Here is a 15,737-nt window from a genome sequence, read left to right as displayed (position 1 = left end):
TAATCTCTGATTTAATTAGGAGCTCCATCTAGTACAGTCGTCACAGTTCCTCTAGAAGTCTTAGGATCTATATTCCAAAGGAAAGTTTGCACTAATTCGATATCTTTCATTTCAGTTTTACAAGGAATATAAAGCTCTTTTTGTGCTTCTGTAAGTTCATCAACATGAGGTCCTTCAGGGAACCCTGTCGTTACATGAGTCGTGAATTCAACTTTAAATGCTTGGTAAGTGTTATCAGTAGTTAAATGTTCTTTAATTAATGTAAGTTGATCTACATCACAGTAAATAAAAAATTGGAGCTGCTTTTCACCATAATTACCAACTACAAAAAGTTGGTTTATTTTAACATTTAGACTCTTCAGTGTTGTATCGACTAAGACAACAGCTGTAATTTCCAAACCCTCACCAACCCTAACAGCTTGATTTAAAGTCGGCAAAGGCTGTTTAAAAGTCTCACCAAAATTAATACTTCCAATTTTAGATACCACTACTGTTGTCTCTAATAGTGTTCCTGGTGGATTAGTAAGTCCGTCTTTTTCAGAATCTGTAATTATTCCCATAGTATTATTTGTTTATTTAGTTATTTGTTAGCTAGTTCATTTTTGAAATGTAGTGTAAATCTAATAAAAAAATGCTAGCTTTCATTTTATTTTCTACATCAACGGTAAAACAGCAGTCAAGTCCAAAATAAATAAATGTCTTAGAACAGCTATTCCAATACATCAGGTGGACTTAAAATTATTTCTTACCAATTTCTCTATCCTAAATCATCATCATAATCCTCGATATCTTCTTCAAAACAAGTAATTGGCCTTTGTTGAAGTTGCATCAGCCGTAATAAATTTAAACGAAAGTATAACTTGAAGAGGAAAGCATTTTGGATTTTACCTTACTCACATGAGCCGAATTACCAAAATGAACCTATACTCTTATTTTTGAGACGAAATGGAAGAAGGAAAATTTAAATATCTTTCAAACACAAACATTTTTTTGAAGAATAAAACGGAATTACCTCATGAACAATCATTTGTTATACGAAACAAATTTTGTCTGGAAGATTCTTTGCTATTTTGTTTTTGAAAAGGCACTTCAAGTGATTTATTTCACATAGAAATCAGGTTGCGAAACGCTTCTCTGAAAAATAAATATAAAAAACCAGCCCGAGATAATGTATAATTATTTGGGACTGTTTATAAATAAAATAAAACACTTCTAGTATAAAAACAACTATAATTCGTGCCTATATGATCTCGAAAAGTTTAGGGGATTAACTTAATATTTATCTAGTTAATTATACACCTCTTGTAATTTCAGCCGCTTCAGTGACAACTGGAATTGATACAATATTTAAGTCTTTAAGAAATGGTAATTGTGCTACTTCGGCAATCATTGCAGAGTTCATGAAATCATCCATAGCTTCCTTTGTTTCCCAAAGATAAAAACTTGAATATAAATCTTCGTGATTTGACTTCCAAACTTTTGAGATAAGTCCCTTTACTTTTGCAATTGGTTCCGCATATGGTTTTACCCATTTTTCAATGTATTCTTCCTTTGAATTTAATTCAAGACGATAAGAGAAAATTTGTCCGTACTTCATTTTTGTAACATATTTTAAGATTAATGCAAAATTGCAGTACAAATATCCGACAGACAAAAAGGTGAAAAAATGAAGTTTCGCACTTTTATTCTGTGTGATTTGTCACATTTTTAGCCATTCTGCTCAACTTTTACACAATCACTGGAACTCCAATTCTCGGGAGCCAAATACCGTTGCCTCCATTTTACGACACTATAAAATCACCGCTACCATTGTTGCTATTTTTGCACCACCATTTGCTGTTGCTGTAATTATTGCAGTACCTGTAGCTATTGCTATCACTAATCCTGTTGCATTAACAGGAAGCACTTTGTTTATCGACCTCATCGATGCGAAAATGAAAGAAATGATTAGGCAAGGAGAAGGTATTGGAACCTTAACTAAAAACACGGACAAAAAAGACGAAGAAGTTGCTGAATTTGTGGGGAAAATGTTAGCACAATATCCTGCTGTGAAAAAATAAATCGTGGTGAATACCTTATTTGTTTATATTTGCAGTATCACATTTTTTATATGAAAAACAATAACACAATTATTAGCAGCATTTCAATTATCATTCGATGAGAATGTGAGGCGCTGTATAGTATTAACAATAACAATATAGAACCTCCCAATTGGGAGGTTTTTTTTTAGATATGACACTAAACACTATTATCATTAACATCATTATTATTCGTCTAAGTTGACGAGTCAGGATGTTATGCGTAACTATGAAACCTTTCTCGTCACTTGAGAAAGGTTTTTTTTTGATTAAAAATGAACCACAATTACAATGAAAGAAAAAATCACCCTAACGCTTTTTTGCGAAAAAGAAGAAACCCTAATCAGTAAAATTGTCCTTGTATTCACTCGGAAAAAGCTAAAAATCGACCATTTTTGGGTAGATTTTTGTGAGCACACTTCAGTATACAAAATCAGCATTGCTTATTGGGATGACGAAACGAATAGCAAAACCATAGTGGCTATTTTGGAACGAATTATCGAGGTTTTTTGCTGTTACACCCAAAATCAAAAGGAACTGGAAACCCATCAAATCCTACTTTTTAAAATCCCGATTATTCACAATGATCAAATTACACAGTTTCCTATCTCTTATCTATTTCAAGAAAAAGAGCATTGGATTTGTGGCGGCAAAATAACCAACGAGCACTTTTACGCATTACAAAACACCCTTACGCAAGCAAAATTAGAATTCAATTAAAAACAAAAATGAACTTATTTCAATCCATACAACAAGCCCAACAAGAATTAGTTAATGTAGTTCCCGTTACTCCTTTAACAGAAAACTTTAATGTTTCAGAAGAATTTGGGGCTACTATTTTACTTAAAAGAGAAGACCTACAAGTGGTACGTTCCTATAAAATCAGAGGTGCTTATAATAAAATAAAATCTTTAACAGAAAGCGAAAAAACAAACGGCATTGTTTGCGCCAGCGCGGGTAATCACGCACAAGGTGTGGCGTACTCTTGTCATCTTTTACAAATACAAGGCAAAATCTATATGCCCAAAACCACGCCCAATCAAAAAGTAAAGCAAGTACAGCTCTTTGGTAAAAAGTGGATCGAAATTGTTTTAACAGGCGATACCTTCGATGATGCCTATGCCAAAGCAGTTGCCGATGCCAAGAACAACCAAAAAGCGTTCATCCATCCTTTTGATGATGAAAAAGTCATTGCGGGACAAGGTACCGTAGGACTCGAAATTCTCGAACAATACCAACAACCTATCGATTATGTTTTTGTTCCCATTGGCGGTGGCGGTTTAGCTTCTGGCCTATCCACCGTTTTTAAACACCTTAGCCCAAATACCAAAATCATTGGCGTTGAACCACAAGGTGCGCCTTCAATGAAAACATCGATTGCTAATCAAGCCAATACCCCCTTAGAAACCATAGACAAGTTTGTAGACGGAGCAGCAGTAAAACAAGTAGGCAACCAAACGTTTGCCATTTGCCAAAAAAATCTAGACGATATCATTCTAGTTCCCGAAGGAAAAGTTTGTACTACCATTTTACGTTTGTATAACGAAGAAGCGATGGTCGTAGAACCCGCAGGCGCTTTGACCATTGCAGCATTGGATTTTTACAAAGAAGAGATAAAAGGGAAAACCGTGGTTTGCGTGGTAAGCGGTAGCAACAACGATATTGAACGCACCGCCGAAATCAAGGAACGCTCTTTACTTTATGAAGGATTAATACATTATTTTATGATACAATTTCCGCAACGCCCAGGAGCATTAAAAGAATTTGTCAATGCCATTTTAGGACCAGACGATGATATCACCTACTTCCAATTTGCCAAAAAAAATAGCCGAGAAGTAGGCTCCGTTGTAGTAGGTTTAGAAGTGAAAAATCCAAACGATGTCCTAGCTATCAAAGACAATATGAATAAAATGGGTTTCGAATACCAATACCTCAACGAAAAACAAGATTTATTCACCCAACTCATAGGTTAAAAAAAGGCGGCCATGCATGTGGCGGCCTTAAAAACCTTTTTTTACAAAATCGAAGTTGTTATTTTAGAATTCCCATAGAAAAAATGTCAATTACATCATTTATTTCAACAACATACATGCCTTTTGGCAAGGAGAAGGTGTTGGGAATTTAACTCAAAACCGCAGAGACAAAGAAGAACGAATCAACGAATTTGTTGCCAAAATTCTAGAACAATTTCCGCCAAAAGAAAAATAGACATTACTACAATCAAACATAAAGCCTACCTTTGCATAGGCTTTTTTTATAGAAATTATGATACCACAAACCGATATTGCTTCCTTAGACGATATTAAACTCTTAGTCAATACTTTTTATGCTCAAGTGCAAAAAGACGAAATAATAGGACCTATTTTTAACGAAAAAATAGGCAACCGTTGGCCGGAACATTTAGAAAAAATGTATGGATTTTGGGAAACTATTTTGCTAGAAGTTCATTCGTATTCTGGAAGTCCCTTTCCGCCTCACAAGCAGCTCCCTATTGGTAAAGATCATTTTAACCGTTGGATGGAACTATTTACACAAACTACCGATCAATTATTCCAAGGGCCACTGGCAGATGAAGCCAAATACAGAGCGAAAGCTATGGCAGATATGTTTCATTACAAGATTGACTATTTTCGTAACGCCGAAAAAAATCAGATTAATCCATCGTAACCGTATTAGTTGCAGCTACCTTATTTTTATTCAACACACTATTAATGTCTATGCGTAAATTACTTTTTTTAGTTGTTTTTCCTGTTTTTCTTTTTTCTTGTGCCAATGTAAAACAAAGCGCTGAACACAGTCACGTCCCAAAATTAAAGCTCTTAAACACTATTGAGGTTCCGTTTGATGCGCAATTTCAAAATACAAAAATTGGTGGCTTATCTGGTATTGATTATGATCCAAAAAAAGAGTTGTATTACATCATTTCCGATGATCGATCGGTGTTTAATGAGGCTCGCTATTACACTGCCACCATAGCTTTGGAAAATGACCTACTAAAAAATGTTACATTTCAAAGCATGAGTACTTTAAAAAATGAAACCGGAAAAGTATATGGAAACTGGAATACTACACCAAACACCTCAACAGATCCAGAAGACATCCGATTTAATCCAAAAACAAACACTTTGGTATGGAGCAGCGAAGGAGCTCGAGTGATAACCGCAGATAAGGAAGTTTTGCAAAACCCTGCCTTGAACTTCATGACTTTAAAAGGTGATTTTCTAGGAAATGTAACACTCCCAGAAAATCTAAAAATGCAAAAACTAGAAAAAGGGCCAAGAAACAATGGCACTTTAGAAGGCATTACTTTTGATAAAAAATTTAAAAATATTTACACCAATATTGAAGAACCGCTATTTGAGGATGGTAACCAAGCCACAACTAGCAAAGGAGGTTTAATACGTTTGTACCAGTTTAATGCAAAAACCAGAAAAAATACGGCTCAATACGGCTATCTTTTAGAACCTATTGCCCGCGAACCCAATCCGAGTGGTGCTTTTGCTGTCAATGGAATTTCGGCAATTCAGTATTACAGTAAAAATAAACTACTTGTCGTGGAACGCTCCTACTCCACGGGAACCCAAGAATGCTCCGTAAAAGTTTTTGTGTGTGATCTAAAAAAAGCAACTAACGTTAAAAATAACACCTCCTTACTGAACCAAAACATACAATTGGGATCTAAAAAACTGGTTCTAAACATGGATGATTTAGGTATATTTATTGATAATATTGAAGGAATTACGTTTGGTCCAAAGTTGGCTAATGGCAATCGATCTTTAATCTTGGTTTCAGACAACAATTTTGCGGAGAAACAGAAAACACAGTTCTTTCTGTTTGAGGTGATGGAGTAGGAAATCAAAAAACATCTTATCATTCGCAACTCCCCTAGCCCCGATTGCAATGGAAAGCTTTTTGAAAAAGCCGTTTTGGTTTTTCTTGTTTATAAAAAGCGACCGCAGGAAGCTCTTTTATAAACTTTAGAAAAACAAACGGGTTTGCAAAAACTTGCAATGAAAAGCGGGAATTAGCTCCTGAATTTCGTATTTTTGCATAAAAACTACAACGTTTTCGACATGAACACAACTATAGAAAGTAATCCGTTATTAGACCGATTGCCAAAACACTTACAACAATTTATTAAACCTCAGGACTATAGCGATTACACACCTATAAATCAGGCGGTTTGGCGTTATGTGATGCGCAAAAACGTGGATTATTTATCCAAAGTGGCGCATAATTCCTACCTAGAAGGGTTGAAAAAAACAGGTATTGAGATAGACAATATCCCGAGTATGTATGGCATGAACCGCATTTTGACCGAAATAGGCTGGGCTGCCGTTGCAGTTGATGGTTTTATTCCGCCCAATGCTTTTATGGAATTTCAGGCCTATAATGTGCTTGTAATTGCATCGGATATTCGTCAACTCGAGCATATTGAATACACTCCTGCACCTGATATTATTCACGAAGGTGCTGGTCACGCACCAATTATTGCCAATCCAGAATATGCGGAATACCTTCGTCGTTTTGGAGAAATAGGTTGCAAAGCAATTTCTTCGCACAAGGATTACGAAATGTATGAAGCTATCCGACTGCTTTCAATCGTAAAAGAAGCCGAAGGTACGCCACAAGCTACGATTGATGCTGCTGAAAAAGCAGTTGAAGATTTGCAAAATAATATGGGCGAACTCTCAGAAATGGCACAAATACGCAACTTACACTGGTGGACTGTAGAGTACGGATTGATTGGTACGGTTGAAAATCCTAAGATTTATGGTGCTGGTTTGCTTTCCTCTATAGGCGAGAGTGCGCATTGTATGACTCAGGAAGTGAAGAAAATACCTTATGATATTTCTGCAGCCAACCAGAGTTTTGACATTACTAAACTGCAACCACAATTGTATGTTACCCCTACATTCGCCTATTTGAATTTAGTTTTAGAGGAGTTTGCTAATAAAATGGCGTTGCGTACTGGTGGATTATCTGGTATTAACAAGTTAATTGATTCGAATGCCTTAGGAACTATCGAATTGAGTACTGGATTGCAAATTTCAGGTGTTTTCAGCTCGGTTATCGAACATGAAGGCAGACCCATTTACATTCAAACTACTGGAAAAACGGCGCTTGCATACAGAGAAAAAGAATTAGTAGGTCATGGAACCTTGACACACGCTGAAGGCTTTGGTAGCCCAATAGGCAAACTACAAGGCATTAACCTTGCTATTGAAGATATGAGTCCAAAAGACTTGAACGCTTATGACATACTCGAATCAAAAACGGTTACACTAGAGTTTGAGGGAGGTATAACGGTTAAAGGTGAAATTATTACAGGCTCCAGAAACTTACAAGGCGAAATTACTTTGATTCGTTTTAAAAATTGCACGGTAACCCATGGTGAAACGGTTTTATTCCAGCCAGAATGGGGCGTTTATGATATGGCGGTGGGCAAGAAAGTAACTTCGGCTTTTTCTGGCCCTGCTGATGTAAATAGCTTTGATTTGATTTCGCATCTTCCATCGAGTACTACCATAAAAGCAAAACATACCGCTGAGCGTGATGATTTAGAAATTTTATATCAAACAGTTCGAAATATCAGAGAAACAAAAGATAAAGAAACGTCTTTGAGACCCATTTTTGAAAAAATACAGCGCAATCATCCTAACGATTGGTTGTTAGCTGTAGAACTTACAGAACTGCTAAAAGATAGAGATGAACCTCAATTATTACAAGAAGTGTTGGTATTTTTAGATCAAATGAAACTGAAAAGACCCGAAGTATCTCATTTAGTTACAGGAGGTTTGGACTTGATTTTTGATAAAGAGAAAGTGTAATATACTAAAAATAATTATTTTGTAGTCCGATAAAAAAATAACCGCAAATTTCTGAGCAAATTTGCGGTTATTCTATTTTAAGAAAGTTCTACTGGATTTCAGACCCGAATGTTTTTTTTTACAATTTTATTTTTTGTCCAAATTCTTTTTCGGTTGTGATCACCTGTCCCTCGTATTTTAAAGTCCAACCTAATTGACTTGTTGTGATTAATAGTTTAGACAACTCGCTGATCAATCGGTTTTGAGCATTTGTTTTTAAACTTGATTTCTCAATTTTCTTAGCCAGATTTGCTTTAACAGATTTGTTTATTTTATTGTAATCATCGCCCGTAAACGGATTCAACTTACTTTGTTCTACATCATAAAACTGAATATCTGGACTGATTTTGATTTCTTCTTTGGGAATACTCACAATGGTAATTGTTTTGTTGACAGAATCGATGTCGTACTTCATAAGATGCAAATCATAAGCCACAGTAACGTCAGCATTCACAACAACTAAGGCTTTTTTCTCAAAAGAAAGCATGTCCATTAAATATTTCTGTTGGTTTTTATAGGTGATCACTTCAGAGAAATGCCCTTCAGTAACGACCAACTTACCCACATTAAGAATTTGCTGCTGAATGAGATTGGTATTATAGGTAATATCTTGATCCTCATTTTTCTTAAAATCGCAATATTTAAATAATAAAAAGACAGCAATAATAATTCCGATTCCGATAAGTATTCTTTTGAGCATAATTAAAATTTCATAAATGAATATTGTTGTTCCAAGATAGTTATTTTTTCCTTAAGTCTTGTCTCAAATTTAATATGACTTTCAGATTTGGGGTTGAATGGCTTGTGAGCCAGGCTTTTTTGGATTGCTTCTACCTCATTCATCAGAGCGTGAGCCGTTTCAGAAATCGTAGTTTCTTTAAAGCGTTGCCAGATATAATCGATAGCTAAAGCATTAGGATGCAGCATATCATCAGCATAAAACCTATAATCTCGAAGTTCGTCCATCATGATCTCATACGAAGGAAAATAAGCCCCCTCCGCCCCCGAAGGGGGAACTTGCAAAACAGTATGTAAAGCAGAAATTAAATTGGCTTTGCTCCTTTGGTTTTCAACAAAACCGTCTTTGATGTGTCGTACTGGAGAAATTGTAAAAATAAGCTTGCATTCAGGGTTTAGAGAATGTATCAAACCTACTGTTTTGGTTATACTTTCTTGTATCGTTGTAACAGAAAGTAATTCTTTCTGAAACTGTTTTTGTGGTACTTTATGACAATTTGCTACAATGGCTTGACTTTCTATATTGCGATACACCCATGAGGTTCCATAGGTGATAATGACATGCGTTGATTCGATTATTTGTCGCTTTGTTACTGTAACAATCGCATTCAAGTTATCGAGTAATTCGTGTTTACCAGCATTACTCCAATCTGAATGTACATCAAAACAATGCCAACGTTCGTTATAAAAAAACACATCTTCTTCTGTAAATTTCTTTTCGGAAACAGCAAAATAAAGGAGTTTTTCAAATGCCAATGGATGAAACAAAATCCCAAACGGATTGCAGCTGTTTTGAAATTTAAAACTATCCATTTTTTGAGCCATGTTCACCGCAAAACAAGAACCTATTGACATGATTTTAGAATTGTAATCAATAGGATATTTACTGGTAGGAATGGGAATTGCGGTGGTAAAATTCATTTTCATTAATTAATAGCTCAAAAATACAAAATTATTTTTCGTTAGGCTCTTCCATCTATTTTTATAAAAAAATACATATATTTTTACAAATCAGGTATTTATACTTGCTTTGAGTTTTCTCAATTGTATTAGTTTTGAAAAGAATAAAATTTATTCTTTTCAAAACTTAAATTATAAAGAATTCGAAACATTGTTTTTGAAGTAGCCCCAATGAAACAATAAAAACCAAAAGCTGACTTAAACGCAGCCATAAATGGAATTTAACAACTAAACTTAACTCTAAATTAATACTATGAAACAATCAAATTCTAGTTTACTTAATTATGTAAACTTACTATTATCAAACGATGAAGCATTGAACACTTTTTTGGTTGACCCGATAACGGAACCAGAAAATGTTCATGGAATAACTAAAGCGGAACGCGCGGTACTACGAAGAACAATTGCTCATTTAAGCAATAAATCAGCTAATGGTTATACAGTAGCGAGACACCTTCAATCTTACAGACGCTCTTTAAGACTTTTACAGAACGTACTTCATAACGTAGGTTCGAAAATGGTACAAGATGCAATACCAGTAAACGAAGACGCTAACAGTGCTGCTTTGTATACTTTTTCTATTGTTTACAATTTACCTAAGGTAACAAGTGGTCCGGTAGATTTTACGTGCCAAACAAATGAATTTGTCGAGCAGCCGCAGTATGGAGGACCTTACGCCATTTCTACTCCAGCGTACACTGTTCAACTTAGCAATCCTAATCCGAGTATCAAAGATGTTATGGATGCAGTAAACCAACGCTATTTTGGCTACATGCCCTACACAACAGTAACCATCGGCGGACAGTTGTATGTTAAATCATTAATACCTTTGTCAACTTATGAAATCACAGCAGATCTTAGCAGCAGTTGTTATGATTTAAACAATCCAAATGCAGATTATGTATTTTGGTTTTATTCCATCAATGGTAAAGCAAATCCTTATAATTCTGGCGAAATTGGAACATCTTTTGCAACGCACATACTGCAACCAAACCAAACCGTATTTTGGCAACTAATTGCTCCAGATTACGAATATGGATTCCAAAAATGTTCTCCTACCGAAGGAAACCAATACACCATGACTAAATAAAACATCTTTCATTACAGAAAATGCGGCTATTACATTTTAGGATGTTAGCCGCATTTTTAGTAGTAAAAATAGAGTCCTAATTCCAACAACTATTTGAATATAGTTTTAAAAATGATTAAAATTTGTATTTAACAATCATTCCTAATTTAAGAATCCAAAGGTGCACATTTATTTGATATTTTTGCATGGGCAAAAGCCCACCCAACTACTCTTGAATTACTATGAAACTATTATATTCTTATCTCAAAAAACATAAAGCCTTACTATTTATTGCCTTACTTATGGCAACAATAAACATTTGCTTTAGCTTATCTGACTCAATTATTACTGGAAAATTAATTCAGGATTGCGGTGTTGGAATTTCAAAATACAAAGGCAATGAAATAGGTTTTTTAAAATCGGTTTCATTTTGGCTAGGATTATCCCTTGGCGCAGCAATGATTTCCAGAATTACGAAAAACTTTCAAGACTATTTTACCAATATTGTCATTCAGCGCACTGGTGCAGCTATGTACACAGAGGGCATCAAAAAATCGCTCGATTTGCCCTATGAACAATTTGAAGACCAGCGAAGTGGCGAAACTTTAAGTAAATTAACTAAGGTTCGTCAGGATTCCGAAAAATTAATTACACTCTCTATTTCGTTAATATTCCAGACCGTTATTGGGTTTGTTTTTGTAGTGGTGTATGTTTCGCAAATTGATTACCGAATTTCACTCATTTTCTTAATTACAGCCCCAATTATTGCATTGGTAAGTTCTTATTTAGGCAAAAAAATAAAGGTAGTTTCAAGAAAAATTGTAACCCAAACAAACACCTTAGCAGGATCAACTACAGAAAGTTTACGCAATATTGAACTTGTGAAAAGCTTGGGATTAACGTATCAAGAAGAAAAACGTCTCAATTTAAACACCCTTAAAATTTTACATCTCGAATTACAAAAAATTCGTTTTATTAGAAGTTTAAGTTTTATTCAAGGAACAACGGTTCATTTTCTTAGAACATGTGTTGTTTTTACCTTGTACTATTTCTTGTTTGGAGGCAAAATTATTGTTGGTGATTTATTGACAATGGTCTTTTTTACCTTCTTTATTTTTGGACCGTTACAAGAGTTAGGAACATTCATAATCGCGCTGAATGAAACCAAAGTTTCAATGGAAAACTTCAAAGAATTATTAAATGCACCCACAGAATTTCGTCCAAAAAATGCTAGAAATGTTGGTGCAATACAATCTTTAGCCTTTTCCAATGTGAGTTTCAAGCACAAATCAGCAAAACACAATGCTGTTGAAAACATAAATTTTGAGATCAAACAAGGAGAAACAATTGCCTTTGTTGGCCCGTCAGGTGCAGGAAAAACAACCTTGGTTAAACTTCTTGTTGGATTGTACCCTCCCGAAAAGGGAAATGTGCGTTACAACGAAATGGATTCTAAAGAAATTGATTTGCTAGATTTGAGAAAACAACTCGGATTTGTAACACAAGATGCACAATTATTTAGCGGTACAATTCGCGAAAATTTATTGTTTGTAAAACCATCTGCAACCGATGAAGAAGTGCTAGAAGTGCTACACAAAGCAAGTTGTCAAACATTATTGGCGCGTGCCGAAGACGGCTTGAATTCCACTATCGGTGAAGGCGGTATTAAAGTTTCTGGTGGCGAAAAACAACGTTTATCTATTGCTAGAGCCATTTTGAGAAATCCAAATTTATTGATTTTTGATGAGGCAACCTCTGCTCTTGATTCTATTACCGAAGAAGAAATTAATACTACAATTAGAAATATATCCGACCAAAACCGAATTACTGTTTTAATTGCACACCGATTGTCAACCGTTATGCATGCTGATAAAATCTTTGTTTTGGAACAAGGACAAATTATTGAACAAGGCCAACACGAAGCATTATTAGAAGAAAAAGGTTTGTATTACGCCATGTGGCGTCAGCAGATTGGGGAACGAAAATAAATTTTAAGATTCTAAGTTACTAAGACTTTAAGTCGCTACCGTAAAAAAACAATTAAACGTACTATTTGTCATTTCGACGAAGGAGAAATGACAAAAAATGAGAAGGAAGAATCAATACGACAAACAAAAACCCGACAGCTTTAAAACTTGTCGGGTTTGATTTTATAAAAACTTTGCAGTTCTGCGTCTTGCGAGATTAAAGTAATTACTACTTCAGAAATTCAACTGCCTTAGCCAAAGCCTCAGCAATCCCGTTTACATTCTTTCCTTTTCCAGAAGCGAAAAACGGCTGTCCGCCACCATTTCCTTCGATTAATTTCCCTAATTCTCTAATTACAGTTCCTGCATTTAATGCTTTTTCTGCAACCAATTCTTTAGAAATATAGCAATGAATATTTGGTGTATTATCTTCAATTGAAGCTAAAAATACAAATGAATTTGGTTTAGCTGTTCCAATGGCTTGCGCCAAATCTTTAGTGGAACTCATTGATAAATCTACTTGCTTTGCCAAAAAGTTAATACCGTTTACCTCTTGAAAATCAGCGACTAAAACATTCTTTAATCCGTCGATTTTCTCTTTTAATAATTGCTCAATCTGTTTTTTTAACTTTGTGTTATCGTCTTGTAATGAAGTTACTGATTTTAAAACATCTTGTGGATTTTTCAAGGTTTCTTTGATTTCCGCCAAAGTATTTTCTTGATTTTGATAGAAATTTTTCACTGCATCACCCGTAATGGCTTCAACTCTACGAATTCCTGCTGCAACTGCACCTTCAGAAATGATTTTGAAATGCCAGATTTCAGCTGTGTTTTTTACGTGAATTCCGCCACAAAGTTCTTTACTTTCGCCAAATTCTATCATTCGAACTGAATCTCCGTATTTTTCTCCAAACAGAGCCATTGCACCTTTGCCCAATGCTTCTTTAATTGGAATATTGCGGTGTTCTACCAATTGCAACTGCGCTTCAATTTGAGCATTCACACTTGCCTCCACTTGACGCAATTCCTCATCTGAAACTTTAGAAAAATGCGAAAAGTCAAAACGCAAATAGTTTGGATTTACTAAGGATCCTTTTTGCTCTACGTGCGTTCCTAAAATACTTCTCAAAGCCAAATGCATCAAGTGCGTAGCCGAGTGATTCTTAGAAGTTGACGTTCTTAAATCCGTATTTACTTTTGCTGTGAAACCAGCCTCAATATTTTCTGGAAGCTGTTTTGCAAAATGTAATATTAAGTTATTTTCTTTTTTTGTATCAATGATATCAATCGTTTCATTAGCAGAAACTAGTGTTCCTTTATCACCCACTTGTCCTCCACCTTCTGGATAAAATGGTGTATTGTCTAAAACAATCTGATATAAAATTCCGTCTTTTTTAGAATCCACTTTACGAATACGAGTAATTTTTACTTCGTTTTGTGTTTGATCGTAACCCACAAAAGTTTCTACATTTCCAGGAATTAAAACCGACCAATCTTCGGTTGAAACTTCAGATGCGGCACGCGAACGCGCTTTTTGCTTTTGCAGTTCAACTTCAAAATCTGTTTCGTTGTAGGTGTATCCTTTTTCTTTTAAAATCAAAGCAGTCAAATCTTTTGGAAAACCAAATGTATCGTACAATTCAAAAACTTTTGCTCCTGATACTTCATTTCCTGAGGTTTCCGCAACCACTTTGTCTAACAATTGCAATCCTTGGTCTAAAGTTCGTAAAAACGAAGCTTCTTCCTCGCGAATTACATTGGTAACCAATTGTTGTTGTGCTTTAATCTCTGGGAAAAACTCTCCCATTTGATTTGCCAAAACCGCTACCAGTTTATTGATAAAAGGTTCTTTGGTGTCCAAAAATGTAAATCCGTAACGAATAGCACGACGCAAAATTCTACGAATTACATAACCAGCTCCTGTGTTTGACGGCAATTGTCCGTCAGCAATTGCAAACGCTACGGCGCGCACGTGATCTACAATAACACGAATGGCAATATTGGTTTTATTTTGTTCCTCTGAAATGTTTTTCACTTCATCAGATGTGTATTTAAAACCTGTAATTTGTTCTACTTTCTCAATAAGTGGCGTGAAAACATCCGTGTCATAATTAGATGTTTTGCCTTGCAAAGCCATACACAAACGCTCAAATCCCATTCCGGTATCTACGTGCTGTGCCGGAAGTTTTTCAAGAGATCCATCGGCTTTACGGTTGAACTCCATGAATACATTATTCCAGATTTCAACTACTTGTGGGTGGTCATTGTTTACAAGACTTTTTCCTGAAACCAAAGACTTCTCAGCATCGGTACGCAAATCAACGTGTATTTCAGAGCATGGTCCACACGGTCCTTGATCTCCCATTTCCCAAAAGTTGTCTTTCTTGTTTCCAAGAATGATTCGGTCTTCATCAATCAATTCTTTCCAAATATCCCAAGCTTCTTGATCAAAAGGAACATTATCTTCTTTACTTCCTTCAAAAACAGAAACGTATAAGTTTTCTTTTGGGATTTTGTACACTTCGGTCAAAAGTTGCCAAGCCCAATTGATGGCTTCTTTTTTGAAATAATCACCAAAAGACCAGTTTCCTAACATTTCAAACATGGTGTGGTGGTACGTATCAAAACCTACATCTTCGAGATCATTGTGTTTTCCTGATACACGCAAGCATTTCTGAGTATCGGCTATTCGATTATTTTTTGGAGTTCCGTTTCCTAAAAAAAACTCTTTGAATTGAGCCATTCCAGAATTATTAAACATCAAGGTGGGATCATCCTTTAGGACAATAGGTGCTGATGGAACAATTAAATGCCCATTTGAGGCGAAAAATTCTAGAAATTGCTTGCGTACGTCTTGTGATGTCATTGATTTGATTTAAATATTTTAAAGATTGCTAAGAATTGAATTTTTCAATCTTTTAATCTTTCACTCTTTTTTGCCCCAGATAGCAGTGTAAAGCTTTGCATTTTTGCCTACTATTTTTTCTGGAGCTGGCAGAGCGACCGTAGGAAGCTCCTGCTGGATCCAAAGAAAAAAAGAGGGCAAAAAGGTAAA

Annotated in this window: 14 protein-coding genes; 9 read left to right on the top strand and 5 right to left on the bottom strand. The window is 35.3% G+C overall.

All coding sequences use genetic code 11. The features are described 5' to 3' along the window. Nucleotides 1-11: 11 nt before the first annotated feature. Nucleotides 12-560, bottom strand: a complete 549-nt coding sequence (locus FJV36_RS05035) for a hypothetical protein (RefSeq protein WP_158729656.1) — start codon at nt 558-560, stop codon at nt 12-14. 731 nt (nt 561-1,291) lie between these two features. After that, the gene (locus tag FJV36_RS05030; RefSeq protein ID WP_158729655.1) at nt 1,292-1,597 is read right to left on the bottom strand and encodes a YdhR family protein; all 306 of its coding nucleotides are present in this window, start codon (nt 1,595-1,597) and stop codon (nt 1,292-1,294) included. Between the two features lie 94 nt (nt 1,598-1,691). Here FJV36_RS05030 and FJV36_RS16440 point away from each other — a divergent pair, with 94 nt between their 5' ends. The 7 genes from FJV36_RS16440 (at nt 1,692) to FJV36_RS05000 (ending at nt 7,909) form a co-directional block, all read left to right on the top strand. After that, nucleotides 1,692-2,060: a DUF4136 domain-containing protein gene (locus tag FJV36_RS16440; RefSeq protein ID WP_233264596.1), complete on the top strand. Its 369-nt coding sequence runs from the start codon at nt 1,692-1,694 to the stop codon at nt 2,058-2,060. 309 nt (nt 2,061-2,369) lie between these two features. Continuing rightward, nucleotides 2,370-2,798 (top strand): hypothetical protein, encoded by a 429-nt coding sequence (locus FJV36_RS05020; protein ID WP_158729654.1) that lies wholly within the window; start codon nt 2,370-2,372, stop codon nt 2,796-2,798. An 8-nt stretch (nt 2,799-2,806) separates the two neighbouring features. After that, nucleotides 2,807-4,051: a threonine ammonia-lyase IlvA gene (gene ilvA / locus FJV36_RS05015; protein ID WP_158729653.1), complete on the top strand. Its 1,245-nt coding sequence runs from the start codon at nt 2,807-2,809 to the stop codon at nt 4,049-4,051. A gap of 94 nt (nt 4,052-4,145) precedes the next feature. Beyond that, entirely contained in the window at nt 4,146-4,286 is a 141-nt protein-coding gene (locus tag FJV36_RS16435) for a DUF4136 domain-containing protein (RefSeq protein ID WP_370514392.1), read from the top strand. 57 nt (nt 4,287-4,343) lie between these two features. Continuing rightward, nucleotides 4,344-4,745, top strand: coding sequence for a group III truncated hemoglobin (locus tag FJV36_RS05010; RefSeq protein ID WP_158729652.1), 402 nt, complete (start codon nt 4,344-4,346; stop codon nt 4,743-4,745). A 44-nt stretch (nt 4,746-4,789) separates the two neighbouring features. Further along, nucleotides 4,790-5,929, top strand: coding sequence for an esterase-like activity of phytase family protein (locus FJV36_RS05005; protein WP_233264935.1), 1,140 nt, complete (start codon nt 4,790-4,792; stop codon nt 5,927-5,929). A 222-nt stretch (nt 5,930-6,151) separates the two neighbouring features. Further along, nucleotides 6,152-7,909, top strand: coding sequence for an aromatic amino acid hydroxylase (locus FJV36_RS05000; protein WP_158729650.1), 1,758 nt, complete (start codon nt 6,152-6,154; stop codon nt 7,907-7,909). Between the two features lie 118 nt (nt 7,910-8,027). Here FJV36_RS05000 and FJV36_RS04995 read toward each other — a convergent pair whose 3' ends face one another. Together FJV36_RS04995 and FJV36_RS04990 are read right to left on the bottom strand one after the other, a co-directional pair. Beyond that, the gene (locus FJV36_RS04995) at nt 8,028-8,648 is read right to left on the bottom strand and encodes a DUF4230 domain-containing protein (RefSeq protein ID WP_158729649.1); all 621 of its coding nucleotides are present in this window, start codon (nt 8,646-8,648) and stop codon (nt 8,028-8,030) included. Nucleotides 8,649-8,650: 2 nt separating this feature from the next. Beyond that, nucleotides 8,651-9,607 (bottom strand): GSCFA domain-containing protein, encoded by a 957-nt coding sequence (locus tag FJV36_RS04990; protein ID WP_158729648.1) that lies wholly within the window; start codon nt 9,605-9,607, stop codon nt 8,651-8,653. Nucleotides 9,608-9,899: 292 nt separating this feature from the next. Between FJV36_RS04990 and FJV36_RS04985 the strand changes: the two genes are divergently transcribed. Together FJV36_RS04985 and FJV36_RS04980 are read left to right on the top strand one after the other, a co-directional pair. Then, nucleotides 9,900-10,736 (top strand): hypothetical protein, encoded by an 837-nt coding sequence (locus tag FJV36_RS04985; protein WP_158729647.1) that lies wholly within the window; start codon nt 9,900-9,902, stop codon nt 10,734-10,736. A gap of 221 nt (nt 10,737-10,957) precedes the next feature. After that, a complete protein-coding gene (locus FJV36_RS04980) occupies nt 10,958-12,703 on the top strand; it encodes an ABC transporter ATP-binding protein (RefSeq protein ID WP_158729646.1) in 1,746 nt (581 codons plus the stop codon). Between the two features lie 208 nt (nt 12,704-12,911). Here FJV36_RS04980 and alaS read toward each other — a convergent pair whose 3' ends face one another. Continuing rightward, nucleotides 12,912-15,548, bottom strand: a complete 2,637-nt coding sequence (gene alaS / locus FJV36_RS04975; RefSeq protein ID WP_158729645.1) for an alanine--tRNA ligase — start codon at nt 15,546-15,548, stop codon at nt 12,912-12,914. Nucleotides 15,549-15,737: the final 189 nt, after the last annotated feature.

Origin of the sequence: Flavobacterium sp. I-STPP5a (genome assembly GCF_009764685.1) — a bacterium.
Classification (GTDB): Bacteria; Bacteroidota; Bacteroidia; order Flavobacteriales; family Flavobacteriaceae; genus Flavobacterium.
This window is presented reverse-complemented; position numbering and strand designations above follow the sequence as displayed.

Excerpts from the sequence above, each read along its gene's own strand:
- FJV36_RS05035 (WP_158729656.1), bottom strand. The coding sequence starts at position 560 with ATGGGAATAATTACAGATTCTGAAAAAGACGGACTTACTAATCCACCA.
- FJV36_RS05030 (WP_158729655.1), bottom strand. The coding sequence starts at position 1,597 with ATGAAGTACGGACAAATTTTCTCTTATCGTCTTGAATTAAATTCAAAG.
- FJV36_RS05020 (WP_158729654.1), top strand. The coding sequence starts at position 2,370 with ATGAAAGAAAAAATCACCCTAACGCTTTTTTGCGAAAAAGAAGAAACC.
- ilvA (WP_158729653.1), top strand. The coding sequence starts at position 2,807 with ATGAACTTATTTCAATCCATACAACAAGCCCAACAAGAATTAGTTAAT.
- FJV36_RS05010 (WP_158729652.1), top strand. The coding sequence starts at position 4,344 with ATGATACCACAAACCGATATTGCTTCCTTAGACGATATTAAACTCTTA.
- FJV36_RS05005 (WP_233264935.1), top strand. The coding sequence starts at position 4,790 with ATGTCTATGCGTAAATTACTTTTTTTAGTTGTTTTTCCTGTTTTTCTT.
- FJV36_RS05000 (WP_158729650.1), top strand. The coding sequence starts at position 6,152 with ATGAACACAACTATAGAAAGTAATCCGTTATTAGACCGATTGCCAAAA.
- FJV36_RS04995 (WP_158729649.1), bottom strand. The coding sequence starts at position 8,648 with ATGCTCAAAAGAATACTTATCGGAATCGGAATTATTATTGCTGTCTTT.
- FJV36_RS04990 (WP_158729648.1), bottom strand. The coding sequence starts at position 9,607 with ATGAATTTTACCACCGCAATTCCCATTCCTACCAGTAAATATCCTATT.
- FJV36_RS04985 (WP_158729647.1), top strand. The coding sequence starts at position 9,900 with ATGAAACAATCAAATTCTAGTTTACTTAATTATGTAAACTTACTATTA.
- FJV36_RS04980 (WP_158729646.1), top strand. The coding sequence starts at position 10,958 with ATGAAACTATTATATTCTTATCTCAAAAAACATAAAGCCTTACTATTT.
- alaS (WP_158729645.1), bottom strand. The coding sequence starts at position 15,548 with ATGACATCACAAGACGTACGCAAGCAATTTCTAGAATTTTTCGCCTCA.